24 protein-coding genes are annotated in these 25,069 nt (G+C 53.9%); 15 read left to right on the forward strand and 9 right to left on the reverse strand.

Going from position 1 to position 25,069, the window contains the following annotated elements; genetic code table 11:
• Positions 1-94: 94 nt before the first annotated feature.
• Complete coding sequence (locus tag G512_RS0105335) at positions 95-2,311, forward strand: GumC family protein (RefSeq protein WP_028480818.1); 2,217 nt, start codon at positions 95-97, stop codon at positions 2,309-2,311.
• A 70-nt stretch (positions 2,312-2,381) separates the two neighbouring features.
• On the opposite strand, the gene G512_RS0105340 is transcribed toward G512_RS0105335, so the two are convergent.
• Positions 2,382-3,593, reverse strand: a complete 1,212-nt coding sequence (locus G512_RS0105340) for a GNAT family N-acetyltransferase (protein WP_028480819.1) — start codon at positions 3,591-3,593, stop codon at positions 2,382-2,384.
• Between the two features lie 110 nt (positions 3,594-3,703).
• On the opposite strand from G512_RS0105340, the gene G512_RS20100 reads away from it, so the two are divergent.
• Both G512_RS20100 and bktB read left to right on the forward strand, forming a co-directional pair.
• On the forward strand, positions 3,704-4,774 hold the full coding sequence (locus G512_RS20100) for a polysaccharide deacetylase family protein (protein ID WP_073833253.1): 1,071 nt from the start codon (positions 3,704-3,706) through the stop codon (positions 4,772-4,774).
• Between the two features lie 90 nt (positions 4,775-4,864).
• A complete protein-coding gene (gene bktB, locus G512_RS0105350; RefSeq protein ID WP_028480820.1) occupies positions 4,865-6,055 on the forward strand; it encodes a beta-ketothiolase BktB in 1,191 nt (396 codons plus the stop codon).
• A 32-nt stretch (positions 6,056-6,087) separates the two neighbouring features.
• Here bktB and G512_RS0105355 read toward each other — a convergent pair whose 3' ends face one another.
• Positions 6,088-6,312 carry a DUF2842 domain-containing protein gene (locus G512_RS0105355; RefSeq protein WP_322782951.1) on the reverse strand — a complete coding sequence of 75 codons (225 nt, stop codon included), beginning with the start codon at positions 6,310-6,312 and terminating at the stop codon, positions 6,088-6,090.
• A 156-nt stretch (positions 6,313-6,468) separates the two neighbouring features.
• On the opposite strand from G512_RS0105355, the gene G512_RS20105 reads away from it, so the two are divergent.
• Positions 6,469-7,584 carry a COX15/CtaA family protein gene (locus tag G512_RS20105; RefSeq protein ID WP_051268971.1) on the forward strand — a complete coding sequence of 372 codons (1,116 nt, stop codon included), beginning with the start codon at positions 6,469-6,471 and terminating at the stop codon, positions 7,582-7,584.
• 106 nt (positions 7,585-7,690) lie between these two features.
• Here the strand turns inward: G512_RS20105 and G512_RS0105365 are convergent, their stop codons facing one another.
• From G512_RS0105365 to G512_RS0105375, 3 genes are all read right to left on the reverse strand, one after another.
• Entirely contained in the window at positions 7,691-8,971 is a 1,281-nt protein-coding gene (locus G512_RS0105365) for an O-acetylhomoserine aminocarboxypropyltransferase (RefSeq protein ID WP_028480822.1), read from the reverse strand.
• Between the two features lie 260 nt (positions 8,972-9,231).
• The gene (locus G512_RS0105370) at positions 9,232-9,663 is read right to left on the reverse strand and encodes a CoA-binding protein (RefSeq protein ID WP_028480823.1); all 432 of its coding nucleotides are present in this window, start codon (positions 9,661-9,663) and stop codon (positions 9,232-9,234) included.
• Between the two features lie 36 nt (positions 9,664-9,699).
• Entirely contained in the window at positions 9,700-10,527 is an 828-nt protein-coding gene (locus G512_RS0105375; protein WP_028480824.1) for an enoyl-CoA hydratase, read from the reverse strand.
• A 179-nt stretch (positions 10,528-10,706) separates the two neighbouring features.
• On the opposite strand from G512_RS0105375, the gene G512_RS0105380 reads away from it, so the two are divergent.
• Together G512_RS0105380 and G512_RS20110 are read left to right on the forward strand one after the other, a co-directional pair.
• Entirely contained in the window at positions 10,707-11,135 is a 429-nt protein-coding gene (locus tag G512_RS0105380; RefSeq protein WP_028480825.1) for a PaaI family thioesterase, read from the forward strand.
• Positions 11,136-11,303: 168 nt separating this feature from the next.
• Positions 11,304-11,780 carry a hypothetical protein gene (locus tag G512_RS20110; RefSeq protein ID WP_051268973.1) on the forward strand — a complete coding sequence of 159 codons (477 nt, stop codon included), beginning with the start codon at positions 11,304-11,306 and terminating at the stop codon, positions 11,778-11,780.
• Here the strand turns inward: G512_RS20110 and G512_RS20115 are convergent.
• Positions 11,773-12,078 (reverse strand): hypothetical protein, encoded by a 306-nt coding sequence (locus tag G512_RS20115; protein ID WP_073833250.1) that lies wholly within the window; start codon positions 12,076-12,078, stop codon positions 11,773-11,775. The two genes, G512_RS20110 and G512_RS20115, sit on opposite strands and share 8 nt — an antisense overlap.
• 300 nt (positions 12,079-12,378) lie before the next feature.
• Between G512_RS20115 and rplM the strand changes: the two genes are divergently transcribed.
• Positions 12,379-12,843 (forward strand): 50S ribosomal protein L13, encoded by a 465-nt coding sequence (gene rplM / locus G512_RS0105395; protein WP_028480826.1) that lies wholly within the window; start codon positions 12,379-12,381, stop codon positions 12,841-12,843.
• Between the two features lie 3 nt (positions 12,844-12,846).
• A complete protein-coding gene (gene rpsI / locus G512_RS0105400) occupies positions 12,847-13,323 on the forward strand; it encodes a 30S ribosomal protein S9 (protein ID WP_036488666.1) in 477 nt (158 codons plus the stop codon).
• 60 nt (positions 13,324-13,383) lie between these two features.
• Here the strand turns inward: rpsI and G512_RS20120 are convergent, their stop codons facing one another.
• Positions 13,384-14,319, reverse strand: a complete 936-nt coding sequence (locus G512_RS20120; protein WP_051268977.1) for an alpha/beta hydrolase family protein — start codon at positions 14,317-14,319, stop codon at positions 13,384-13,386.
• A 230-nt stretch (positions 14,320-14,549) separates the two neighbouring features.
• Here G512_RS20120 and G512_RS20125 point away from each other — a divergent pair, with 230 nt between their 5' ends.
• Positions 14,550-15,392 (forward strand): FkbM family methyltransferase, encoded by an 843-nt coding sequence (locus G512_RS20125; protein ID WP_143181414.1) that lies wholly within the window; start codon positions 14,550-14,552, stop codon positions 15,390-15,392.
• A gap of 27 nt (positions 15,393-15,419) precedes the next feature.
• On the opposite strand, the gene G512_RS20130 is transcribed toward G512_RS20125, so the two are convergent.
• Together G512_RS20130 and G512_RS0105420 are read right to left on the reverse strand one after the other, a co-directional pair.
• Positions 15,420-16,025, reverse strand: a complete 606-nt coding sequence (locus G512_RS20130) for a DUF6653 family protein (protein WP_208974951.1) — start codon at positions 16,023-16,025, stop codon at positions 15,420-15,422.
• A gap of 73 nt (positions 16,026-16,098) precedes the next feature.
• Positions 16,099-17,907 (reverse strand): PHA/PHB synthase family protein, encoded by a 1,809-nt coding sequence (locus G512_RS0105420; RefSeq protein ID WP_028480828.1) that lies wholly within the window; start codon positions 17,905-17,907, stop codon positions 16,099-16,101.
• A gap of 539 nt (positions 17,908-18,446) precedes the next feature.
• On the opposite strand from G512_RS0105420, the gene G512_RS0105425 reads away from it, so the two are divergent.
• From G512_RS0105425 to G512_RS0105450, 6 genes are all read left to right on the forward strand, one after another.
• Positions 18,447-18,674 carry a hypothetical protein gene (locus G512_RS0105425; RefSeq protein ID WP_143181413.1) on the forward strand — a complete coding sequence of 76 codons (228 nt, stop codon included), beginning with the start codon at positions 18,447-18,449 and terminating at the stop codon, positions 18,672-18,674.
• A 222-nt stretch (positions 18,675-18,896) separates the two neighbouring features.
• Entirely contained in the window at positions 18,897-20,114 is a 1,218-nt protein-coding gene (locus G512_RS0105430) for an LL-diaminopimelate aminotransferase (RefSeq protein WP_028480830.1), read from the forward strand.
• 29 nt (positions 20,115-20,143) lie between these two features.
• Complete coding sequence (locus G512_RS0105435; RefSeq protein WP_028480831.1) at positions 20,144-21,469, forward strand: homoserine dehydrogenase; 1,326 nt, start codon at positions 20,144-20,146, stop codon at positions 21,467-21,469.
• Positions 21,470-21,513: 44 nt separating this feature from the next.
• A complete protein-coding gene (gene glpX, locus G512_RS0105440; protein ID WP_028480832.1) occupies positions 21,514-22,509 on the forward strand; it encodes a class II fructose-bisphosphatase in 996 nt (331 codons plus the stop codon).
• A 92-nt stretch (positions 22,510-22,601) separates the two neighbouring features.
• Positions 22,602-24,440, forward strand: coding sequence for a single-stranded-DNA-specific exonuclease RecJ (recJ, locus tag G512_RS0105445; protein WP_028480833.1), 1,839 nt, complete (start codon positions 22,602-22,604; stop codon positions 24,438-24,440).
• A gap of 177 nt (positions 24,441-24,617) precedes the next feature.
• A complete protein-coding gene (locus G512_RS0105450) occupies positions 24,618-25,028 on the forward strand; it encodes a DUF423 domain-containing protein (RefSeq protein ID WP_102867809.1) in 411 nt (136 codons plus the stop codon).
• Positions 25,029-25,069: the final 41 nt, after the last annotated feature.

Consider the following 25,069-nt stretch of genomic DNA (forward strand, 5'->3'; position numbering starts at 1 on the left):
TTGAAGGAATTGCGTCTTTTGCTTAACTGATTGGTTACCCTGTTTATGCATTGTTTCACTTGTTAGTTTTCGCGTATGTGAAGAGGGTTCACCAGTGCCGCAGGAAGACGTTTTTCTGGATATGAGTATCCTGCTGAAGAAGGTTTTCGGTGCCATGTTATGGCTCGTGCCTTTATCAGCGATTGTCGGTCTTGGGGCCCTTGTTGCAGCGCAGTTCCTGCCGGTCAAATACACGAGTGAAGCGCGGGTGCTGATTGATACGGCAAATCTTGTGTATCCGGTTCGTAATGGCGCTGGAGAGAGCGAACGAGCGCTGCTCGACAATCAGGGTATCATTAGTCAGGTGCAACTGATCAGCTCTCGCGATCTGGCGCGGCGCGTGGTCAACGAGCTCAACCTGACGCAATCCGATGCGTTCCTGACGCAGCAGCAACCAAGCTTGGTTGATCGCCTTCGTTCCATGCTGGGCCTTGCAGCCGGAGAAGAGACAGTCAGCGCCGAGGAGAGGGCGCTGGAGAAAATGATTGATGGGCTGGATGTCTATCGTGTGGATCAGTCGCGTGTGATTTCCGTCTCGTTTACCGGAAAAGACCCCGAGCTTGCAGCTCGGATCGCCAATGCAATTGTTGCAGAATACCGCTCTCTTCAGGATGCAGCCAAAAAGGAAGCCAATGCAAATGCGGCTGAGGCGCTGGCTCCTCAGGTTGAGCGGTTGCGAAAGGATGTTGAAGAAGCTCAGCAGCGGGTGGAAGAGTTTCGGGCGAGTGCTGATTTGTTGATGGGCTCGGAAAACCGCACGTTGACACAGCAGCGCATGACTGAGCTGAGCTCTCAGGTTTCGGAAGCAATGGCGCGCCGGTCCGAGGCAGAAGCGCGCGCCGATCTGATCCGAGGCCTTCTCGAGAATGGCGGTGATCTAGAGACAGCTTCTGAGGTCTTGAACTCACAGCTGATTCAAAGATTGCGTGAGCGTCAGGTGGAGTTGCAAACGCGTATCGCGGAACTCTCAACCACGTTGTTGCCAAACCATCCGCAGGTCCGATCCTTGCGTTCTCAACTGGGCGGGTACGATCGCCAAATTCGCGCTGAGGCCGAAAAGATCATGCGTGGTCTGGAGAACGAAGCAAAGGTTGCAAATCAGCGGGTTGAAGATCTCAATGCAGCATTGGATGAGCTAAAAGCGGAAGCAGCACGTTCGGGTTCTGATCAGGTTCGGTTGCAGGAGTTGGAACGGGATGCGCAGGCAAAGGCGGAGCAACTGAACACCATGCTCGCCAGCCTCAGAGAAGCTGAGGTGTTGCAAAGTGCTGGTATTTTGAATGCGGATGCCCGTGTCATTTCTCGGGCGACACCTCCAATCGAACGGTCTGGCCTCAAACCTTGGGCTTTGGGAGCTATCCTGGGGTTCGCTACGTTGTTTCTTGGATGTGTGTTCGTGATTGTACGTGCGCTCGTCAATGGCGAAGTTCTGCGCCGCGAGCTCTACACGGTCCCACCAGTTTCCAGTGCTGAGCCAGTTGTGGCCAAGGGTCTCGAAAAGACGCGGCCTTCTGAAACTGTTGTCGAAGCATTGATGCGCCAGCGCGAGCAGGAGACCGCGACTGATGGGCAGATGGATACCGTTGAATCCTTGAAGGACCACCAGGCGCCCAAAAGCCAGGAGGCTGCGGCGGCAGAGCGGCAACCGGGTAAAGCCATGGAGAACGCTGTGGCCAGCGCAGGGGGATCAGTAGGGCGTATTGTGGTATTGAGCGTAGATAGTGAACGGCTTTCCAATCAAATAGCCTTCGATTGTACGCGTCGCATCGCCAAAACCGGTATTATGCCGCTGTTCCTTGAGGTGCGCTCAGAGACGCCCGAGTTGCAGACCGAGGATGAAACCGAATCGGCTACAGCGACCGCCAAGCCAATTGAAGGGCCTGGTTTTGCCGAACTATTGGCAGGTTCCGCCGCATTCACTCAAGTTATTCATAGGGATCCGATTTCGCGGGCGCATGTCATACCTGCGGGTGATACGCCCATCGGGGATGATGTGATCCTGGGTGGGCGATACAACCTCATTATGGAAGCTTTGGATCTGACATATGATGTGATTGTTGCCGATATCGGGCTTATTGAGCCGAGCCTGATTAGTGCCCAGATGTTGGCAGAAGCTGACCGGGTTATCGTGGCGACGGATGGTTCTCCCGCCGGTCCGGAGCTGGAAAAGGCCTTGGCAGTGTTGGAGAAGCACACGGATGCGCCGGTTGAAGTGGAACGTGTAACCCACGGAAAGCCGCATGGTCGGTTAACCGCCGATATGGCCGCCTGACAGACGTGGGTTGGGTCTTGGCATTCACTGGGGCTTTGGAACCAATCCAAGCCCCTTCTCACTTGAGCAATCAAAGGCCAATTTTGCGCAGGATGGCGCGAGCTTTCTTGTAGTTTTCCCAGAACGAGGGCGAATTGCGCAGAATACGCTTGGCTCTCAGTTTGCGGTCCCAGTAGACGGCGAGCACGCGTCCGCCGGATGATATTGGGTGCACCCAATCCTTCAAAACGGCTGGCTCGGACCAGTGTTTTTTGAAAGCTTCCTCGCCCATTCCCAGATCGAACCAGGTGAGACCTCGATGGCACATGTCTTCAATAGCTGCATGTAAAAGGACATCACCCGGACTGTGGGCCAAAGCCTCGTTGGTCTTGATTGAGGTGCAATAGCAGTAGTACCTGTCCTGCTGAATCAGGCCCAAGACCGTGGCTTGAATGTCGTCATTAAGCCACATCACGTGAACAACCGGTTCGACATCCCCCAGTCTTTCAGGGGCGGCAAAGGCCTTGATCAGAAAATCTCTATGGTTCGTCGTGTGGAATGCGTTTGGTACACCGGTCTTGAGTTCGCGAATCCGACGGTTCTCGATAGTGGCTTCAACGGCTCGTTTGCGGGCGTCCAGATTGGTTTCCGCGCGGATGAGAACAGTGCCTAACTCGGAAAGCTTACGCTGCTTCTGCCTTATTTTCTTCCGCGCCTTACTGCCTCGAGTACGAGCGTACAGCGCCTGGAAATCGTTCTCCAACTTGAAGGCGTAAAGCGGGTTGGCGCTCGTTGGCCCGTCTGAAGTTGCCAATGGATAGGGAAGACCGCCTAGATCCTCCGGCATGTTCTTGAGACAAATCATATCAACACCAGCGGTTCTTAGAGTTGTCTCGAGTCTTTCAATCAGACGTTCCGCATTCCCGTTTTGCAGAATGTTCGCGGTCCAAAGACCCGTGTTCTGATTGTTCAGGCATTCTCCCATCCAACGCGCGATGGTTAGTCCAAACCGCCTATACAGGATCAGTGGGAGCAGGAAGCTAGTGGCACCATTGAGCCGTCCAACAACAAACAAAGGGCGCGCCGCACTTTCCAGCGGGGCCATATGCTCAAGCCATGCGTTCAGCCAATGAAAGCTGTTGTAGCCACTTTGAAGACAGGTTCGTTCCAGTTCCAGCCAGTCATCGCGAATGGCGTCGAGGGAACCGTACAACTCGATCTCCAGACCCGGCGCCGGTTTGGGTTCAGGGACAGGAGAAATTGGAATGGTGTGCGACGCTTCTTTCACGAGAGAATTATGCATGAGCCGGTCAACTAGCAATTTATTAAATGATTTCAGCAAAATCTATGTATCCGATAATTGTAAATAATTGCTAATAGGTATTGGGGTTTCAACTTCTGATGGTTAAGAGAATGAGTAGGCGCGACAGACGAATTGCTTTGGCTGGCCGCATGTTGTGGTCATCTGGTTTGGCCTCTGTTCTTGGCCGCTTCACACAAGGTAAGGGGATTGTCTTCACCCTCCATCGCGTGTTGCCTCCGTCAGAGCGGGCATTTCAACCCAATTCCTTGCTTGAGATCACGCCGCAGTTTCTGGAGGAAACAATTCTTCAGGTGCGGCGCGCAGGACTTGAGTTTGTCTCGCTGAGTGAGGCGACCAAAAGACTGAAGGCGGGAGCCGATTATAAGGGACCACGATTTGTTGCGCTCACTTTTGACGATGGCTACCGAGATAATCTGGATGTGGCCTATCCGATTTTGAAACGCCACGAGGTGCCGTTTACGGTGTTCATCACCAGCGGCTTTTGTGATCGCACCAGCGAGCTGTGGTGGGTGGCGTTGGAACGGTTGATTGAAAGGCAAAGCAAATTGGTCTTGCTAGACGGGCAGCCCGTTTTGTCACTGGACTGCGCGGATATCTGTGCCAAGAACGCGGCATTTCATCGTGCTCGCGCATTCCTGATGCATGAGGTGGACGAGGCGCGCCAACGGCGGATCATCCGAGAAACAGCGCATCACTATGGGCTTGATCTGAAGGCACTGGCGGCGGAGTTGGTTTTGTCTTGGGAGGAGCTTCGGGCATGGAACCGGGAGTCGCTGGTTAGTTTTGGTGCGCACACTGTCAGCCATCCGGCATTGGAAAGGTTGGATCCGGCTGCCATCCATGCTGAAGTTGCGCAGGGTGTGCAGCGAATGACCGACGAGCTGGGAAGCAAACCAACAGCCTTTGCCTATCCTTACGGTTTCGAACAAGCAGCGGACCATCGGGCCTTCGAAGTCCTGCGTTCTTTTGAATTTGATGCCTGCGTAACTACGCGGGCCGGTACGCTGACAAAAAGCTATAGTGATAAATGTTTCCGTTTGCCTCGCGTCTCCCTTAACGGTCACCATCAGAATGCACAGATGGTCAGTCTTTTTCTGACAGGGGTACCGTTTGTTCTCTACGACGGCTTGGCATGGCTGAAGAAGCGGCTGCGGAGCTAAGACCAAAGGCCCGCTTTCTCGGGCACGTAAACACGCTTACGTATCTTCCTACATGACTTGCTGCATTGGGAGCTTCAGGGAGATACACAGATGCCTCAGATTGGTGATGTAGTCATTGTCGACGGTGTACGCACGGCAGTCGGTACTTATGGCGGAAGTCTGGCGTCCATGCGCCCGATAGAGACAGGCACGTTGGTAGCGCAGGAGGCGATCCGGAGGTCCGGACTTGAAGCGGAAGAGGTCGACCATTCTGTCTTTGGACATATCGTGGCGACGGGGGATGAAGATGTATATCTTTCCCGTGCGATCGGCCTCAACGCTGGGCTGCCGCAGTCGTCGAAAGCGATGAACGTCAATCGCTTGTGTGGTTCTGCCATTCAATCCATTGTGTCTGCGGCACAAATGATTGCCTTGGGAGACAGCACTGTTGCACTGGCTGGCGGCGCAGAATCCATGAGCAACGGGGTGTATTTCCTCGACAAGGCTCGGTTCGGCTATCGAATGGGACATGGTGAATTGCGCGACTTGATGTTGGCTGCGCTTCATGACCCGTTCAAGAAAGAGCATATGGGTATCACTGCCGAGCGAATTGCCGAGCGATATGGTTTTACCAGAGAAGAGATTGACGCGTTTGCCGTCGAGAGTCATCGCCGAGCAATCAAGGCGATCGAGGCAGGCTACTTCAAGGAACAAATCCTGCCGGTATCCGTGAAGCAGGGCCGTAAACAGTTTGTGTTTGAGCAGGATGAACACGTGCGTGCAGATGCGTCCACAGAGGGAATGGCCAAGTTGCGTCCGGCGTTCCAGAAAGACGGTGTGATCACAGCCGGGAACTCTTCAGGGGTCAATGACGGCGCAGCGGCCATGGTACTTACCAGCCAGCAAGAAGCAGAAAAAAGAGGTCTCAAGCCACGGGCACGCATCGTTTCCTATGGCTTTGGCGGCGTTGATCCGGAAGTCATGGGGCTTGGCCCGGTGTGTGCTGTGCCTGATGCAATGGCCAAAGCTGGTTTGGGTGTTTCGGATATGGATGTGATCGAATCCAATGAGGCCTTTGCTGCTCAGGCAATGGCTGTTGCCAAGGATCTGGAATTCGACCCGGCAAAGGTCAATCCAAATGGAGGTGCTGTTGCTTTGGGGCATCCGGTTGGTGCAACTGGTTCCATCATCACAATCAAGCTGATGAATGAACTGGAGCGCACACAGGGCCGTTATGGCTTGGCTACAATGTGTATTGGCGGGGGGCAGGGCATCGCGTTGATCATCGAGCGGCTCTCCTGATTTCGGCCAGGAAGCTTCTTGAACCCGCAGGATTAGCGCTGCGGGTTCTTGTACATCCACTTGATGATGAAACCGGCTGGAATGGTCCAGATCAAACCTACAATGGCAAAGAAGATCAACTGGATGCCCCAATGCCGTCCAGACATTGTCATATCGCCTATGACCATTGCCACAAAGCAATAGACCACCACGAAGGTCACCAATGTGATCATTCCGATTAAGCGCCTAAGGCTGCCTGGCATCTTGCGCCCCTCCATGCCGTAATATGTATCGAAGCGGGTTTGGTCGCCTCGCAGGATTTTCCGGCTATAAGACCATTTGCCTCTGGCTCCTACGAGTTTGCCCGTATAGCCTGTGCCTCCATCCTAGGTGGCCTATATAGCGAAAAAGATCAAGTAAACACACAGAGTCTCATGGTACACGCTGCATATTCACATGATCCTGCCGGACCTTTGGAGCGCACACGGCGCCCTGTGCGTCTTTGGCTTTATTTTGTCTGTTTCATGGTCTTGTGCATGGTGGTTGTCGGTGGGGCGACACGGTTGACGGAATCGGGCTTGTCCATAACCGAATGGAAACCGATTCACGGCGTTATTCCGCCCCTGTCCGAGGCGCAATGGCAAGAGGAATTGGAAAAGTATCGCCAGATCCCTGAGTATCAGTTGATCAACAAAGGGATGTCGCTGGAAGACTTCCAATTCATTTATTGGTGGGAATGGGGGCATAGACTGCTGGGCCGTGCCATTGGCGTTGTCTTCTTTGTTCCCATGCTGTTTTTCTGGATGCGTGGCTACCTGGAACCTTGGCTCAAACCACGGTTGGTGATTGGGTTCGGTCTTGGTGCACTGCAAGGGGCAATTGGTTGGTGGATGGTGGCGTCCGGCCTTTCGGAACGCGTTGATGTGAGCCAATACAGGCTGGCAGTCCATTTGACATTAGCCTGCGTGATCTTTGCCTATTTGTTTTACATCGCACGGCTTTTGACTCCGACTGCCTTGGCTCGTGATATGGATACATCTCGAGGCAGTATTGGGTTTCGAGGGTTGGCGTGGTTGGTGCTAACCTTCGTATTTCTGCAGATCTTTCTCGGGGGCCTTGTCGCGGGACTGAATGCTGGACTGGCCTACAACACCTGGCCTTTGATGGATGGTGCCTTCGTTCCTGACGGTTTGATGGTGATGACACCGTGGTATTTGAACTTTTTCGAGAACGTGCTGACTGTCCAATTTCAGCATCGATTGGTGGCTTATTTCCTGACGGCGCTGATCTTCTATCAGGGGTATTCCGTGTTGCGTGCACCAACCAGTGCGCATCTGCGGCGCAACGCCGTGTGGCTGGTGGTGGCCGTGTTGGTTCAGGTGGGGCTGGGCATTATTACCATATTGAGTAACGTGGAACTATATCGGGCTCTCGCGCACCAGGCAGTTGCGATATTTGTTCTGGCTTTCGCCATTGAACAGGCTTGTCTGATACACAAAGAGCAGGCTCGTGTATCGCTGAGGCGCGTGCACGTTCCAGCCGCTGCGTGAAGACGAAAGCTTGCGGAAAACATATCGAAGAATAATCGCATTTTCTCATGAAAAAGGGCGCCGTTCGGGCGCCCTTTTGTACATTGGCAAAGGATTGAGCCCTTTTCTAGCGGCTTAGAGCTTGATTGAGATCCGCGATAATGTCGTTGGGGTCTTCAATGCCGATAGAAATGCGCACAACATCGGGCCCTGCGCCCGCAGCAATCTTGTGCTCATCTGTCAATTGACGATGGGTTGTCGAGGCTGGGTGAATGATGAGACTGCGGGTGTCACCAATATTGGCCAAATGGGAGAACAACTCCAGATTTTTGACCAAATTTATGCCTGCATCGTAACCGCCCTTCAAACCAAACGTGAATACAGCTCCAGCACCTTTCGGGCAGTATTTCTGTTTCAGATTATTGAACGGATCATTTGGCAGACCTGCGTAGGAGACCCATTCAACGGCTGAATGGCCTTGTAAGAACTCCGCGACTTTCAAGGCGTTGTCGCTGTGGCGTTGCATGCGCAGTGCAAGCGTTTCAATTCCGGTCAGCAGCATGAAGGCGTTATTCGGCGAGATTGCAGGCCCAAGATCACGCAAACCGAGAACGCGACAGCAAATGGCAAATGCCATACCGCCAAATGTGTCATTGAGAACGATACCGTTGTACTCAGGACGCGGCTCGGTCAACATCGGATAATTGCCAGAGGCTGCCCAGTCAAAGCTGCCTGCATCCACAATTGCACCGCCCATGGAGTTGCCGTGGCCGCCCATGAACTTGGTAAGAGAGTGCAGGACGATATCTGCGCCGTGGTTGATCGGCTTGCAAAGATAAGGTGTGGCCATTGTGTTGTCGACGATAAGCGGTACGCCCGCTTCGTGAGCCACTTGAGCAATCGCTTCAATGTCCATGACAATGCCACCGGGGTTGGCAAGGCTCTCGATGAACACCGCGCGGGTATTTTCGTCGATGGCTTTCTTGAAGCTGCCGGAATCAAGGTTTTCGGCCCATTTGACTTCCCAGCCGAAGTTTTTGAAGGAATGGCTGAGCTGGTTGATGGAACCACCGTAGAGGCGCTTGGAGGCTACAATGTTGCAACCAGGGCTCATCAGCGTGTGGAAAGCCAACAGCTGAGCTGAGTGTCCTGAGGCAACAGCCAGAGCTGCGGTGCCGCCTTCGAGCGCGGCGACGCGCTTTTCGAGCACATCTGTGGTCGGGTTGGTGATGCGTGTGTAAATGTTGCCAAATGCCTGCAAACCAAACAGAGAGGCTGCATGGTCGACATCATCAAACACGAATGATGTTGTTTGGTAGATCGGGGTTGCCCGCGCACCGGTGGTGGGGTCCGGTTGTGCCCCTGCGTGTACTGCAAGGGTGTCAAAGCCTTTTGGTGTCTCGCTCATTGGGAGTCCTCCGTAATGACCGGTTGAAAGAATGGCCCTATGGCGTGCGATCCCGAAAAAATCCGTGATGCGTGAGTGTTTTACACTCTTATGTTCAAATCTCGCCGCCGCGACTATGACTATAAATGGGCTGCATTTGCAAGCACTAGGCGATAAGTCCGCGGAAACCGGAGAGGATGGGGCAGGTGCGTTCGCGCGATCATTCACAACCCCCCGCTAACACGGCGAGGGGCTTTGAGCGGTCTTGTGAGACAGCAGGGTCAGGCGATTGCAAGACGCCTGATTTCGATTTTCGGGCAGCGATCCATGATCACCTTTACGCCTGCATTTTGCGCGGCCTGCGCGGCATGTTCATTCACGATCTGAAGCTGCATCCAGATCGTCTTGGGTTTGGGATCCAGAGCAAGCGCCTCGTTGGTGACCTCCCCAGCGGCTTCGGAGTTGCGGAAGATATCCACCATATCAATTGGCTCAGGCACATCAGCGAGCGAACCATAGACAGTCATGCCCAACAGGGTCTGCCCAGCCATACCCGGGTTGATTGGGTGCACTTTGTATCCCTTGTCTTGAAGGTACTTCATGACTTCGTGACTCGGGCGATCTTCCTTCGCGCTTGCTCCGACTAAAGCGATGACTTTTGTCTCGGTCAGAACCTGTTGAACGAACGCATCGCTATAGGTGAGTGTGCTCATGCATATGTCCTTGTGTGTGTGGTGGGGGAGGGCGGCTCAGCGATTCTGCCATTCAGGGGCGCGCTTTTGAAAGAAGGCGTTGATTCCCTCTTCAGCATCTTGCGCCAACATGTTTTCGGTCATGACCTGTGACGCATAGCGATAAGCCTCGTCCAGTGGCATGTCCAATTGATGATAAAAGGCTTCCTTGCCAATTTTGACGGTATGTGCGGACTTGGCTGCAATAGTGCTTGCGTATTTTTGAACGACGACCTCCAGGTAGTCTTTAGGGATGATCCGATTGATCAATCCGAACTCTTTGGCCGTTGAGGCATCGATGCTTTCGCCCGTCAAAAGCATTTCCATTGCCTGTTTGCGCGACACGTTGCGTGACAAGGCAACCATCGGCGTAGAGCAGAACAGGCCAATATTGACCCCCGGCGTACAGAAGGTCGCTGTGTCCGTAGCTAATGCCAGATCGCATGAGGCGACCAACTGGCATCCCGCCGCCGTCGCGACGCCGGTAACAACGGCAATCACGGGCTTCGGCAAGGTGACAATTTTTTGCATCAAGGCAGCGCACTGGTCGAATGTTTCCTTGAAAAACGCCGCGCCATTGTCTTCAGAGGCGCGTGCAGCCGTGAGTTCCTTGAGGTCGTGACCTGCGCAAAACACTTTTCCTTCAGCGCCTAGAAGAATCACGCGTACTTCGGGATCGGCGGCAGCTTCATCCAATGCGGTGGATAGCGCCTGCATCATTTCTCGCGACAAAGAGTTCATCCGCTCTGGACGGCGCATGACAATGCGGTAGACGTTTTCGTGCAGCAAGGTCGAAATCGGACCCTGAGTGCTGGTATTTTGCGGGCTGGTTAAGGCTTCGGTCATCTGGCGTCCCCCAAATCAGTCTATTGTTTGCGGCAGCCTAGCTCAGATCCAAGGGGGAGACCAACGGGTTTTAGTCGGATCTGACGCACGATCCCGTAGTCTCATTATTGGACCTTTGTTGATCTCGTAAATTTACGTAGGAAGTGGCATAGATACGCCGGACATGGGAGGAGGGGCTCATGGACCAACCCGCAATGACTGCCGCAGAGGTGACACGGTTTCTTGACGAAGTGTTTCCTCAAATGCACGCGCAAGGTCGCATATACTTTGTGGATCAGATTGTCTGGCGTCAGGCGCAGGTTCGTTGTGTTGCGGGCGAGCAGCAGTTGCGTCCAGGTGGCACGGTATCTGGACCAACGCTCATGACACTGGCGGACTTCGCTAGCTACGCAGTTATTCTGGGTAGTATTGGCCCAAGGGCGTTAGCGGTTACAACTAACCTCAATATAAATTTCTTACGCAAACCCGAGGCTGGCGTGCTGATTGCAAAATGCCGTATTCTGAAACTGGGAAAACGGTTGATTGTTACAGATTGCGAAATCGCAGGTGAGGGCAGTGAGGACCTTGTCGCTCATGCAACAGCGACATACTCAGTTCCGCCAAGGTAACGTCAGAGGTTCTTCAACAAAGCCTGAAGCATGTAAACCGAGCAGGATCACATCTTGTTGTGGGTGAGATGATGACGTTTGCGTTTTGGTCACCAGAATCAGGCTTTTAGGAACAATGCCGCGTGTTTGAAACATTGCGAGAATTGTGTCAGGGGAGGCTTTGCGGGTATGCGTCAGGCATTTCGGGTGATCGGGGCGCTTTGTTCCTTGCCACTGAAGGGGCTGAGCTGGCTCATCAGTGCCGCCTATGTAGGTTTTCTGGTTATCAATGGGTTGTTTGTACTGGCCATGCCGTTGATCTGGGATCTCTACATGGCACAGGAGGCAAGATATACGGCTGCTCTGCGCGCTACGTGGTTTTATGAGGAAACTCAATTCATCAGCATGCCGGTTGTTTTCGCCGCACTGGTCTTTTTCAACTTGCTTTTTGCCAACAGCATAACGACCACCGCCATTGGCCGCGGAAGGTGGGGGCTTTTTCAACCCGTCTCATATGCTCCGATAGCCTTGGCGGAGTTTCGCATTCTACTACGGGCACTGCTTTATTATGCCGCCGTGGCTGGATTGGACATGACTGTCGGTACCTCTGCGTGGACAGGCACCGTGCAACGTCTGGCGCAAGCGGCGTCGACCATCTTCACCTGATCAGGCTTTTGGAAGGGGCGGTGAGACCTGGCAACCAAGCGGTTGGGCAACCTTCCTGTACGTGGCGCAAGACCGGGTTGTTCAAAGACATGTCGCAGAAAGCCCAGATTTGCCGGTCGCCGATCCGCAAACACGTGTAGCTGCCAACCTCAACCCGTTTGCCGCGATTGGTGCAGTAGCATTCCGGATAGGAGTACCCTTCTTTCGCGGGCGGCGGCCGAAACGGTTCCGTTGCCATGGCTGACACCGGAATGACCGTCAGGCACATTACACTTACCAACAGAACACGCGTTTTCATGTGATCAGTATAACGTCAATTCGACGGCCCCGCTGCCACTACTTTTCCCGGTTAATGCGATGGTTTTGAACCGAACCTGCCCATAAAGCGGTAGGCGAGACGCCATTTTCAGGTTGAAAAAGTGTGGTATTATATTACCTATTTTCTAGCTGTATGATTTAATTGGCTTTTTCTGATCGATTGCCGCGAAAACGTGCTTGACGGTTCGCTACTTTGCGCGTATTACCCCAACCCGAAAAGACATTCCCCGTTTGGGGAGTGACTTGCCCGAATTTCAACTGTCCAACACGGTACAGAATAATGAAGACTCACTCTACCAAGGTGGCAGAGGTCGAGAAGAAGTGGATCTTGATCGACGCTGAAGGTCTTGTCGTAGGTCGCCTGGCGGCCTTCGTTGCAAACCGTCTGCGCGGCAAGCACAAGCCGACCTACACACCACATATCGACGACGGCGATAACGTCATCATCGTAAACGCTGACAAGGTTATCCTGACCGGCAAGAAGTACGAGAACAAGAAGTACTACTGGCACACAGGCTATCCTGGTGGCATCAAGGAGCGCACCGCGCGCGCCATCATGGAAGGCCGCTTCCCAGAACGCGTTCTGGAAAAAGCCATCCAGCGCATGATGCCGGGCGGTCCTCTCAGCCGTCAGCAGCTGAAGAACCTGCGTGTATACGCTGGCAGTGAACATCCGCATGACGCTCAGCAGCCCGAACAGGTTGACATCAAGAGCATGAATGCCAAGAACGCAAAGAGGGCTTAATAGATGTCTGAGCTGCAGTCCCTTGAGGATCTGGGCGAAGCAATCGCCCCAACCGAAAACGAAGCTCCTGTACATGTACAGAAGCTGGATGCGCATGGCCGTGCATATGCAACCGGTAAGCGTAAGGATGCAATCGCGCGTGTTTGGCTGAAGCCAGGTACCGGCAAGATCATCGTGAACAAGAAAGAGTTCAACGAATATTTTGCTCGTCCAGTGCTCCAGTTGATCCTGCGTCAGCCGATCATGCTTGCTGATCGCGATGGCCAGTACGACATCAACGTCACCGTAACCGGTGGTGGTCTGTCCGGTCAGGCTGGTGCTGTGCGTCACGGCATTTCCAAAGCGTTGACCTACTACGAGCCGGAACTGCGCCCAATTCTGAAGAAGGAAGGCTTCCTTACGCGCGACAGCCGTGTTGTTGAACGTAAGAAGTACGGTCGTGCAAAGGCACGTCGTTCGTTCCAGTTCTCCAAGCGTTAAGCTTCGGAAAATTACAAGTTTGCAAAAAGGCGCTTCTCGGAGCGCCTTTTTTGTTTCCTGCTACCGGGTTACCTCGTCTTCCAGCCAAGCTTGAATGTCTGAGATGATTTGCGGAACCATTGTTGTTCCGTCGTTTTGTTGAACGCGGTGGTTCATTCCTTCGTAGCTACGGAAAGTAATGTTTGTTTTGCCGCCTTCCTTCAGAGCCTTGGCCAGGCTGGTCGCGCCCGCCACATCCACATTGGTATCTGCGGTCCCCCATATGACCAAAGCTGGCCCCTCTATGGATTTCATCAGGCTCAGTTGATCTGTGCTGAGCATGGCATACCACCAATTGTATCCGTGAAGACTTTGGGAGACGGGGAATGGTCCAGCTTCAAGAACTTTTTGGGCGAAGGCAGTAAAACCTTGTTTTGCCTGCTGATAGCTTGCTTCGGGCATCCCAGCGCTTTTCATGTTGGCAAGCACATCATCCTTGAAAAAGCGTCCTCCTCCGTTGAGTGAGATACTGGCTGAGATGTTAACAGAGCAGGCTGCGATCATATTGGCGACAACGGCGCCTTCACTGCCTCCTAGAAGGACGATGGTTTCGTACTGGTTGCTCTCTTTTAACTGATTGATGACCTGTAAATAGTCAGAGGTGCGTTGCAGTAAGCTATCGTTTTCCATATAGGCGGCCGGGCAATCTGTGCGCTCGCCCGTTGTGTCCCAAGGCAGTTGTGAGGTGATGCCATATTTTTCTATGGTCAAGACATCTGCGCCAGGAAGAACCTGCGAAAACTGTTCGTTGATCAACGCATTGTGCACGACGCTGTTGCAATCCGAGCCTTGTATCAACACGAGCAGCTTGTCCGATACGTTCTGGTCATGGTGATTGAGGTGGAAGGTGATTTCCGAATTGTCAGGCCGTTTGAGGTCCAGCTGCGCCGCAGATACCGTTAAGGGGCACAGAACAGCAATGAAAAAACCTGCCAAGGCACTCTTGTATTGTTTCATCCAATTTCCTTGTCTCGGGTAATAGCAATCGGAGGATGCAAAGAATCGCAATGTAGACGCTGGTTGTGCTCACAATGCGACCCTGATGAGCAGCCAAGCCGTGTGTGTCAAAGCCATGCGTTTTCTAGTTCTGAAATCCGGCGCAACACTCCCGACATTCCGGAGTGTTTTTGAGAGGCCAATACTGTCACAACTAACTGCATATTGGTTCCCGCTCTGGTGAGGTCAAATTGCGCCGATTGATATCACGACTGCTCTGGGCAATTGTCTCTGGAGGCAATTCCCGCGCGCTCTTGAGGCTTTGTCTGAAACTGGATGCCGAAAATATCGCTGCACGACGACAGCTATATTCGTTGGCGCATCCTCAGTCTTCTCTTCTGTCAAAGCTGGAGAACGCTCTTGCGCTCGGGCTGGAGAGCGGCCGGTTCGCGGCGTTGGTTGAAAGAAATGGAGGAGAAAGCCGGGCCGAGTTGTTTCAGGATCTGGTCTTCTTTTCCCTTAGACCACAGGGGCTGGAAGGGGCAGGCTACTTCGTAGAAGTAGGCCTCGGCGATGGCGTGAATTCTTCAAATACCTTTTTCATGGAGCACTCGCTTGGATGGCGCGGTGTATTGGTCGAGCCCAATCCATCAGTTGCAGACAGGATTCAAGCCCGACGGACCGCGCCACTTGATACCCGTGCCGCTTGGCATAGGGATGGAGAAGAGCTGGAGTTTCTCGCTGCCGAAGGAATACAGCTATCTACATTGGTTCAGTTTGCCGAAGATGATCATCACACCCGAATTGGCAATGTGGTGCCGGTCAAGACTGCACGGCTGGAAACGGTGCTTCAGGATAAGAATGCGCCCGACCACATTGAGTTTCTCAGCGTAGATACGGAAGGCAGCGAGCTGGAAGTATTGCAGGGTATCGACTTCAACCGGCGAAGCTTTGATTTCATATGCGTTGAACACAACTTTGTTGAAGCCAAGCGCGATGCGGTCGAGGCGTTCCTGACAGAGAAAGGGTATTGTCCCATCTATCGTGAATTCTCCAGATTTGATGCTTGGTATGCTGGGAAGCGTCTTCAGTGAGCTTGCGTGATTGGCACCATGTAAAAGTTAGTTCTGGGAGAGCACTTTCTTGTGCCGCGTGCTCTTGACTAAGTTGTCGTTATCTGGTGTCCGGTCCCATGACTTGTACACTGGATGTGCGTTTCGCATTTCGGCGTGGAGGCGGATCATCAGCTGCAAAAAAGTAAACTTAGCTGCGTAAAAAGCGACTACCCCGATGACTGTCATGGGCAGGTTGTTGCCTAGCGCACCGACAACGGCGCAAAGGAGCCCGAGACCGGAGACGAAGGATAGGGCGATTGCGCGCATGTTGATCTGGCGGGGGATGGGAACTGCACGTTGGTTGAGCCAAATGCGCTCGCCAAAAGCGGCCCGAGCGTACCAGCTATTCGGGCGTTTGGGCGGGTTGAACAGGCGTGGATTGGTCCAAAGCCAAATGAAGCCGGCAAGACAGAGCAGCCCAGCCCATGCCCATCCAATGGTTGTGTGCAGCCAAATTGCAATGATGATCAGGGGCAGGGTTAGAGCGCGAGACCAAAGGCTCCAGCTACTGGTCTGGCGCTCCCAACTGCGTTCCGTCATGCCGGGTAGCTTGATCTGACCAACCGGCATTCGATGCTTGTTCTTGTAGTGAGGCTGCTTTGGTGCGCGCACTGCCTACCTCTTTGCCATGTGTCGAAACGCTGTGAGTATCGAGCACTCTGGCTAGCCGACTTGATGCCAGAGTTCAGAGGCGCACTTTAACATAGCTTCCAGGCGCGTCCTCCAAAATTTTGACACGGCGCGCACCCGGTTTTCGAGCTTTCACCAAGGTATTGTCTTTGTCGGTGATCCACTCCTGCCAATGGGGCCACCATGAGCCGGGGTGCTCTTCAGCTGTATTCAACCAGTCGTTGATGTCTCGATGCAGGCCGTCGTTGGTCCAATACTGATACTTGTTCTTGTGTGGGGGATTGACGACACCGGCAATGTGCCCGGATCCAGCCAAAACATACTCTACCGGTCCGCCAAAGCAATGCGACCCCTCCAGAACCGAAATGGCAGGCGCAATGTGGTCCTCACGTGTGGCAAGATTGTAAACGGGGATTTCAACGTCCTTGAGATCTATCTTGATGCCGTCAATTTCCAATTCGCCTTTGGCGAGATTGTTGGTCAGATAGCAATTGCGCAGATAGAAAGAATGGTTGGCTGCAGGCAATCGGGTTGCGTCAGAGTTCCAGAACAGCAAGTCGAACGGGAACGGCTCCTTGCCGCGAATGTAGTTGTTGATCACATAGGGCCAGATCAGGTCGTTGGAGCGCAGCATGTTGAAGGCCGTCGCCATCTTGCTGCCGTCCAGATAGCCCTGTTTGTTCATGCGGTCTTCGAGCAGTTTGATCTGTTCCTCATCGACGAATACTCTCAGGTCACCGGAGTGAACGAAATCAACCTGTGTAGTCAGGAAGGTAACAGTTGCAACACGGTCTTTTTGGCCGGTCTTGGCCATATAGGCCAGCGCGATGGCCAACAACGTTCCGCCCACACAATAGCCAATGGCATTAACAGTGGATTGCTGGGTGGTCTTTTGGATCGTATCCAGAGCCATGAAGATACCTTCTTGCATGTAATGCTCGAAGCTCTTCTGTGACTGGCGTTCGTCGGGGTTGACCCACGAAATGACGAAGACAGTGTGCCCTTGTTCCACCATCCATCTGATGAAGGACTTTTCCTCGTTCAGGTCGAGGATGTAGTACTTGTTGATCCACGGCGGAACCACGAGAATGGGGCGTTTGTATACCTGTTCTGTCTGCGGTTCATACTGGATCAGCTGGCAAACATCGTTCTGTGCGATTACTTTGCCGGGCGTATTGGCAACATTTTTTCCGATCTCGAAAGAGGAGGGGTCAGACTGGCGTAACTTGACCTCGCCATTCCCGGCCTTGATGTCCTCGGCCAGCATTTCCATGCCTTTGACAAGATTCTCCCCGTTGCTGGTCATGGTTTCCCTGAGCAACTCGGGATTGGTCAGGATGAAGTTGGAGGGCGCCATGGCGTTGGTAATCTGACGCACGTAGAACGCAGCCTTGTGACGAGTATGCTCATCTACATCCGTTGCGCCTTCAACAAGATGCTCTGCCCATTGCGTGGTTTGCAGGTACATCTGTTTGACGAAATCGAAAAACTGGTTTTCCTCCCATTCCGCATCCCTGAAACGTTTATCTCCGGGAGCAGGTGTAATGGTGGGTGCGCTGTCTTCGCCTGCCATGCGCTTCAGAGTGTTGTTCCAGACATGCATGTACCCGGTCCAAAGACGGGTTTGAGCTTCGATGGCGCGAGCTGGATCCTTCATCCAGTATTCGCCCACCTGCGCCAGTGTCTTTACCGCGAGACTCAGCTCTTCCGGTGTTTCATCCTGAACGCGTCCGCTCTCCCGCGGCTCCAGATAGGCTGCCAGTGCTTTGCCGCTGTTCTCTGCAATCTTTGTGAGATTGCGGGCAAACTCCTCCGGATTATTGAAAATGTATTGAAGTAACGGGTTTTCTTGCTCGTTGGACATTCGCTTCAAGTTTCCCTATTGCCAACTGCTTGACGTAAATGCGGATACCGTTCCTGCCCTGACACCTGCAGTTTTCATGCAAATGCCATCGGTAAATCCGGATTGAGTGGCGTTTCTCCTTTAATATTAAAAATTATAGGAGGTTTGGGGCCAAGGCGCGATTTGATTTTAGTTGTAATTGACGGGGCTTATTATTGTTGGGTGCTTTGCCGGGACATGGCCCAAGTAATCGATAATCCATCGATACCTACTTCATCCGTAAATTTATCGATTATAAATATTTAATGCGTATTTTATGTATTCAGGACGTCGTCGGCGTTTGCACTTCCCTCCAGTATGGGTTAAGAGCATGACGGCTATTTGAAGGTTGCAGGAACTCTCCCGCATCACCATACAGTGTAAAAAATAAAAAGTGTTTGATTGGCGGCATAGGTCGCAAGTCGTAAAACCGGGTATGAAACCGAATGAAACGCATGTGCAAACTCCTTCCTGTAATCGGGCTCTCCAGCCTATTAGGTGCCTGTGCCTTTGGCGAGTCCATGACAGTTTACGAAGCGATGGAGCCAACAGCTGCTCAACGCGCGATGGTTCTTAAAGAGAGTGAACAGGAAAGTTTGCTGACTCCAGATCAGCGAAGCGATGCAGAAAGCCAGCTTTTGGCAATCTCCGAGGAAAATGAGCGCAAGGCGCAAGAAACCGCACGCTCTGCCTCGGATATCGAGGAGCTGAAGGCGCTGGCGGCGCAAGCCGAGCAAGGCGCTCAATAAACTCTGTCAGCTAATATTCCTCTTGCAACAGATGTTGTCCAGCCGCAGCGCCCCATGCTGGCGTTGCCCTTTGGTTTGATATATTGAAATTTGCTGCTGGTTGCCTGTAAAAACTCATGCAAAAGCCGCAGACACCTGCTAAAACCCAGCCCGATAACTCAACGATTCACGCGATGAATTGCCAGTCGCTATATACGCTACTCAGAAAGTGAGGCTCTTGGCATGGACGACTTTCACAAGACTCGCAGGCTGCCGCCCTATGTCTTTGAACAAGTTAATCGTCTGAAAGCCAAGGCGCGAGCGGGTGGCGCCGACATCATTGATATGGGTATGGGCAACCCGGATCTGCCTACGCCGCAGCACATTGTCGAAAAGCTGACAGAGACGATTCAGAACCCGCGCACCCATCGATATTCCGCTTCCAAAGGTATCCCTGGTCTACGCAGAGCGCAGGCGGCGTACTACGGACGTCGTTTTGGCGTAAAGCTGGACCCTGAAACGCAGGTTGTGGCTACGCTTGGTTCCAAAGAGGGGTTTGCCAACATGGCTCAGGCGATTACGGCGCCGGGCGATGTGGTTTTGGTACCCAATCCCAGCTACCCCATTCATGCCTTCGGTTTCTTGATGGCAGGTGGCACGCTGCGATCCATCCCAGCAGAGCCGGGACCGGAGCTGTTCGAAGCGCTTGAGCGCGCCGTGATTCACTCGATTCCAAAGCCTATTGCAGTGGTTCTGTGCTATCCGGCCAACCCGACAGCCACTTGTGCGGACCTTGAGTTCTACAAGGATGTTGTGGCGTTCGCACGCAAGCACGACATTTTTGTCTTGTCGGATCTTGCGTATTCGGAGATCTATTTTGACCGGACACCGCCGCCATCCATCCTGCAGGTGCCGGGTGCATTGGATGTGGCCGTGGAGTTCACCTCCCTGTCCAAGACCTTTTCCATGCCGGGATGGCGAATGGGTTTTGCAGTTGGCAATGAGCGCTTGATCGCGGCGTTGGCACGGGTCAAGTCCTACCTTGATTATGGCGCTTTTACACCCATTCAGGTGGCGGCCACGGCTGCTCTGAATGGTCCGGAAGATTGTATTGAGCAGATGCGCGAGACGTACCGCAAGCGCCGCGACGTTCTGGTGGACTCCTTTTCCCGTGCAGGGTGGGATATTCCGGCGCCTGAGGCCAGCATGTTTGCCTGGGCGCCAATACCAGAAAAGTTCAAGAGTATTGGCTCACTTGAGTTTTCGAAGCTTCTGATTGAGAAAGCAGATGTTGCCGTTGCTCCGGGCATTGGCTTTGGTGAGTATGGCGAGGGGTATGTACGGATCGGACTGGTTGAGAACGAGCAACGTATCCGGCAGGCCGCGCGTGGTATACGCCGTTTCCTGAATGGTCCGGACACCGGTCGGGAAGATAAAGAAGAAGCGGGCGCGCAGCGCTGATCACGGTTTGCTGAAAATTCGGACAGGATATGACTGAGAGTTTAAAAGTTGGCGTAGCAGGGTTGGGTACCGTTGGGGCCTCCGTGGTGCGTATCGTCAAGAACAAGGCAAAGCAGCTCGAGAGCCGGTGCGGTCGTCCCATCGAGGTCGTAGCGGTTAGTGCACGCAGCCGCTCAAAGGACCGCGGCGTGGATTTGTCATCCATGGAGTGGTTTGATGATCCTGTGGCCCTTGCCCAAGCACCCGGCATTGATGTTTTCGTCGAGCTTGTCGGCGGAGACAGCGGCTCGGCAGAGGATAGTGTGCGGGCTGCTTTGAATGCCGGTAAACATGTCGTTACGGCCAATAAGGCTTTGTTGGCCAAGCATGCCGTGTCTCTTTCTCGCCTGGCTGAAGAAAAAGGCGTAAGCCTGAATTATGAAGCTGCTGTGGCTGGTGGTATTCCCATCGTCAAAACCATGCGCGAGAGCCTGGCCGGAAACTCTGTTTCCCGCGTTTACGGGATCATGAATGGTACCTGCAATTACATCCTGACGCGCATGGAACGCGAAGGGCTCTCTTTTGCCGAGTGTCTGGCTGATGCCCAGCGACTGGGGTATGCAGAAGCGGATCCCACCTTCGATATTGAAGGTCATGATACGGCCCACAAACTGTCGTTGCTGACGAGTTTGGCGTTTGGCTGTGAAGTGGATAGCGATGCCATTTACGTTGAGGGCATTACCTCGATCACGACCGACGATATCCGTGCGGCTGACGAACTGGGCTACCGGATCAAGTTGCTGGGTGTGGCCCAGCGCACGGATACCGGCGTGGAACAGCGCGTTCACCCGACAATGGTGCCTAAGCATTCTGCCATCGCGCGTATTGACGGCGTTTTGAACGCGGTTGCCGTGGATGCGGACGCTGTGGGAGAAGTGGTTCTGGTGGGGCCGGGTGCTGGTGGAGATGCCACTGCGTCCTCTGTCATTTCGGATATTGCAGATATCGCCCGGGAAGACGGCATGCCTGTCTTTGGACAAGCTGCGACATCTTTGGAGCCCTACACCAAAGCGCGGATGCGCCTCCATGAGGGGGGCTATTATATTCGCCTTGCTGTGGATGATCGTCCCGGTGCTTTTGCAACAATTGCAAAGCACATGGCGGAGAAGAACATCTCGCTCCAATCCATTGTGCAAAATCGCCGAGACCCGGCTCTCGCCTCAGACGGGGCCGTGGATCCGGATGAGCCCCAACCGGTCATACTCATTACCCATGAGACAACGGAACTGGCGGTACGCGAAGCGCTGGAGTTGATCGCGGCCGAAAAGGTCACGTTTGGCGCTCCGCAAATGCTGAGAATTGAAAAACTGGATTAATCCCGTACCAATACGACGGGACTATGTGAACTTCGAGGATATAGATGGCCGATAGTCAAGCGGACGAAGATTTCGTTATGGATCGAATTCTGACGCTGGAGCTGGCACGCGTGACTGAACGCGCTGCCGTTTCAGCGGCCAGATTGCGGGGACGGGGTGACGAAAAAGCCGCTGACCAAGCAGCTGTGGATGCGATGCGCCGCGAACTCAACCAATTGCCGATTGATGGTACCGTCGTCATCGGCGAGGGAGAGCGCGATGAAGCGCCCATGCTGTATATTGGCGAAAAGGTTGGCACCAAGAACGGAGCCAAGGTGGATATCGCTTTGGACCCTCTGGAAGGGACCACGATCTGCGCCAAGAACATGCCCAATTCCATCGCCGTTATTGCAATGGCACCGGAGGGGGATCTTCTCAATGCGCCGGACAGTTACATGTCCAAGATCGCCATTGGACCAGGCTATCCATCGGGCACCATCAATCTGGATGATCCGATTGAGCTCAATCTGGAACGCGTTGCCAAGGCAAAGGGTGTCGATGTTTCCGACGTGACCGTATGTGTTCTTGACCGTCCGCGTCATGCCAAGTTGATTGACGACATTCGTGCTGTTGGCGCGTCGATCTATCTGATCGGAGATGGCGACGTAGCAGGTATCATTCACACCACGGCTCCCGAAGAAACCGGCATTGATCTTTATGTGGGTATCGGTGGGGCGCCAGAAGGCGTTCTGGCAGCTGCGGCGCTGCGCTGCATTGGCGGCCAGATGGAAGGCCGACTGGTCATTACCCGCGAAGAACAAGTGGAACGCGCCAAGCGCATGGGCATTGACGATATCAATCGTAAATACACCATGGAAGAAATGGCGGGTGGCGACGTGCTGTTTGCCGCAACCGGTGTGACCGATGGCAACTTCTTGAAGGGCGTCAAGTTCGGGCGAACTCACATCACGACCCAGACCGTGGTAATGCGGTCGACGTCTGGCACCGTGCGTTACATCACGGCGCAGCACTCTCATTTGGAAAAATTCCATCTGGATTGAGTGGCGGACACTCATTGAAGTTCACAGGCGGGCGGTCCTTTCAGGGCGCGCCCGTTTGCGTTTTCCGGCGGAATCACAACACCCTTTGAAGCATGACTGACATTCTGACAACTGCGGCCGCTGAGCGGCGAACGGTCCTTGGTGTAACGCGCTCAAGTTCGGGGCGCGTGTGGCGCGAGCGGATAGATTCAATGCTTGGTTCTCAGGCGCTTGCCTTGTCCCAGCGGACTGGCCTGCCGGATGTTGTGGGGCGCGTATTGGTGGGGCGTGGTGTCGGTTTGGAACAGGCGAGCCGGTTTCTTGAACCATCCCTTCGGGACTTGATGCCGGATCCGTCCAGCTTGCAGGATATGGATGCGGCAGCAAAGCGCGTCGCTGATGCCTTGAGCGCTCGTACGCCCATGGCGGTTTTTGGTGACTACGATGTTGATGGTGCGACGTCGACCGCGTTGTTGCTGCGCTACTTCCGCACCCTTGGTGTTGATCCGCAGTTCTATATACCGGACCGCATCATAGATGGATATGGACCCAATCCGAATGCAATAGGCCAGCTGAGAAACGGCGGTGCGCAGCTTTTGATCACTGTTGATTGTGGAAGCACGTCGTTTGAAGCGTTCGCAGAAGCAAAACGTGTGGGGCTGGATGTGGTCGTACTGGATCATCACCAAGTCGGAGAGAGTTATCCGGAGGTGTGCGCGCTGGTCAATCCAAACCGTCAGGACGATCTGTCGGGGCAGGGGCATCTGGCGGCCGTTGGTGTTACCTTCTTGTTCCTTGTCGCGTTGAACCGCGAGTTGCGTCAACGCGGTGTCGCACAATTACCGGATCTGATGGGGCTTCTGGATTTGGTTGCTTTGGGTACGGTGTGCGATGTCGTGCCACTCAAGGGCTTGAACCGGGCCTATGTGGTCAAGGGACTTCAGGTCATGCATCAGCGCCGTAATGTGGGACTGGCGGCCCTCTGCGATATTTCCCGGGTCAATGGCAAGCCGTCGCCATATCATCTTGGTTTTATGCTGGGTCCGCGTATCAATGCCGGCGGACGTATTGGTGATTCTGGTCTCGGAACGCGATTGCTGATCAGTGACAGCAGGGATGAGGCCGAACATGTTGCCGCCACCCTTGAGCGATTGAATCAGGAGCGCCAGGCGATCGAAGCGGTTATGCTGGAAGAGGGCGACAGCCAAGCCTATCAAAAGCTTGACTCTCACGGAGAAGCACCTCCGGTTTTATTGACTGGCGCAGATAACTGGCATCCGGGCGTCGTCGGTTTGATTGCCTCACGACTGAAGGAAAGATACCGCCGTCCCTCATTTGCTATTGCTTTTAATGAAAGTGGCGTGGGTACTGGCTCCGGCCGGTCCATTTCAGGTGTCGATTTGGGTGCTGCCGTGCGGGCGGCGGTGGATGCTGGCATTCTCGAAAAAGGCGGCGGCCACGCCATGGCTGCCGGGCTGACGGTTCGCCGCGAGCGACTCGATGAGTTGACAGCGTTTTTTGATCAGGCTTTGGCTGAGAGTGTCGCTCATGCGGCTCGTGATCACGAACTCACCCTTGATGGGGTTCTGGCACCTGGAGGCGCGACACTGGATTTGCTGGAAACGCTTGAAAAGGCAGGGCCTTATGGGGCATCGCACCCGGAACCAGTCTTTGCTTTTCCATCGGTGCGGATAAAGTATGCGGATGTTATTGGAAAAGGTCATGTTCGTGTGACGATTGCTACCAATGATGGTCCGGCTCTGAAGGCAATCGCCTTCAAGGCGGAGGATCAGCCCCTCGGGCAGGCCCTGCTTGGGGCCCGTGGGAAATCCCTCCACCTTGCTGGCGTACTGTCCGTGGACACTTGGCAGGGACAAGCCAAACCGCAGCTGCGCATTCTGGACGCAGCAGATCCCGCCACGACCACGCTGGCTCGCATGAGCCGCGTCTGAGCGTCAGTCGCAGCGTATCTGTATCAATTGGACAGTTTTAACGTTTGCCCATCAGGTTATTGGCAAACTGAAATGTAAGGCGTTGATTTCCCTCTGGCTCAGGATGTTAGATGGGAAAGCAAGGCGGTGATTCATAATGGCAGGCGGAACAGGGCCCTGCCTGACCTAGGGGGTAGTATGGACAGTCCTCGACCCATTGAGACGACAGGTGGCCTCGGCTTGGGATTGGCACTTGGAGGTGCCAGTGGCGTCATCTCCATTCTGACGGCTGCAGCGTCGTCGCATGCTTACGGCTCACAGCTGCTGATCACGATTTCTCAGATGACCATGTTGCATGCGGGGGCATTTGTTGCTCTGGGCCTTGCTTTGGCGATCTCTCATTCCAGGCTGCTGGGCTTTGCCATCCTGATCATTTTCGCAGGACTGGGCCTGTTTTGTGGAGACTTGGCGTTTCGGTGGTTTTCCGGCACACGACTGTTTCCCATGGCAGCGCCCACGGGCGGTTTCATGATGATAGTGGGGTGGTTGTTTGTGTTTCTCGCCGGCCTTGTGCGGGTTTTGGGATTTTCGCGTCGACCACGGGCCTAAAAAAAAGCGAGTGGGGTGGGGCCCAGCTCGCTTTAAAGTTT

Source organism: Pseudovibrio exalbescens DSM 16456, from assembly GCF_000422785.1.
GTDB lineage: Bacteria > Pseudomonadota > Alphaproteobacteria > Rhizobiales > Stappiaceae > Pseudovibrio > Pseudovibrio exalbescens.

Coding starts and splice junctions, on each gene's coding strand:
- G512_RS0105340 (WP_028480819.1), bottom strand. CDS start 3,593: ATGCATAATTCTCTCGTGAAAGAAGCGTCGCACACCATTCCAATTTCT.
- G512_RS20100 (WP_073833253.1), top strand. CDS start 3,704: ATGAGTAGGCGCGACAGACGAATTGCTTTGGCTGGCCGCATGTTGTGG.
- bktB (WP_028480820.1), top strand. CDS start 4,865: ATGCCTCAGATTGGTGATGTAGTCATTGTCGACGGTGTACGCACGGCA.
- G512_RS0105355 (WP_322782951.1), bottom strand. CDS start 6,312: ATGGAGGGGCGCAAGATGCCAGGCAGCCTTAGGCGCTTAATCGGAATG.
- G512_RS20105 (WP_051268971.1), top strand. CDS start 6,469: ATGGTACACGCTGCATATTCACATGATCCTGCCGGACCTTTGGAGCGC.
- G512_RS0105365 (WP_028480822.1), bottom strand. CDS start 8,971: ATGAGCGAGACACCAAAAGGCTTTGACACCCTTGCAGTACACGCAGGG.
- G512_RS0105370 (WP_028480823.1), bottom strand. CDS start 9,663: ATGAGCACACTCACCTATAGCGATGCGTTCGTTCAACAGGTTCTGACC.
- G512_RS0105375 (WP_028480824.1), bottom strand. CDS start 10,527: ATGACCGAAGCCTTAACCAGCCCGCAAAATACCAGCACTCAGGGTCCG.
- G512_RS0105380 (WP_028480825.1), top strand. CDS start 10,707: ATGGACCAACCCGCAATGACTGCCGCAGAGGTGACACGGTTTCTTGAC.
- G512_RS20110 (WP_051268973.1), top strand. CDS start 11,304: ATGCGTCAGGCATTTCGGGTGATCGGGGCGCTTTGTTCCTTGCCACTG.
- G512_RS20115 (WP_073833250.1), bottom strand. CDS start 12,078: ATGAAAACGCGTGTTCTGTTGGTAAGTGTAATGTGCCTGACGGTCATT.
- rplM (WP_028480826.1), top strand. CDS start 12,379: ATGAAGACTCACTCTACCAAGGTGGCAGAGGTCGAGAAGAAGTGGATC.
- rpsI (WP_036488666.1), top strand. CDS start 12,847: ATGTCTGAGCTGCAGTCCCTTGAGGATCTGGGCGAAGCAATCGCCCCA.
- G512_RS20120 (WP_051268977.1), bottom strand. CDS start 14,319: ATGAAACAATACAAGAGTGCCTTGGCAGGTTTTTTCATTGCTGTTCTG.
- G512_RS0105420 (WP_028480828.1), bottom strand. CDS start 17,907: ATGTCCAACGAGCAAGAAAACCCGTTACTTCAATACATTTTCAATAAT.
- G512_RS0105425 (WP_143181413.1), top strand. CDS start 18,447: ATGACAGTTTACGAAGCGATGGAGCCAACAGCTGCTCAACGCGCGATG.
- G512_RS0105430 (WP_028480830.1), top strand. CDS start 18,897: ATGGACGACTTTCACAAGACTCGCAGGCTGCCGCCCTATGTCTTTGAA.
- G512_RS0105435 (WP_028480831.1), top strand. CDS start 20,144: ATGACTGAGAGTTTAAAAGTTGGCGTAGCAGGGTTGGGTACCGTTGGG.
- glpX (WP_028480832.1), top strand. CDS start 21,514: ATGGCCGATAGTCAAGCGGACGAAGATTTCGTTATGGATCGAATTCTG.
- recJ (WP_028480833.1), top strand. CDS start 22,602: ATGACTGACATTCTGACAACTGCGGCCGCTGAGCGGCGAACGGTCCTT.
- G512_RS0105450 (WP_102867809.1), top strand. CDS start 24,618: ATGGACAGTCCTCGACCCATTGAGACGACAGGTGGCCTCGGCTTGGGA.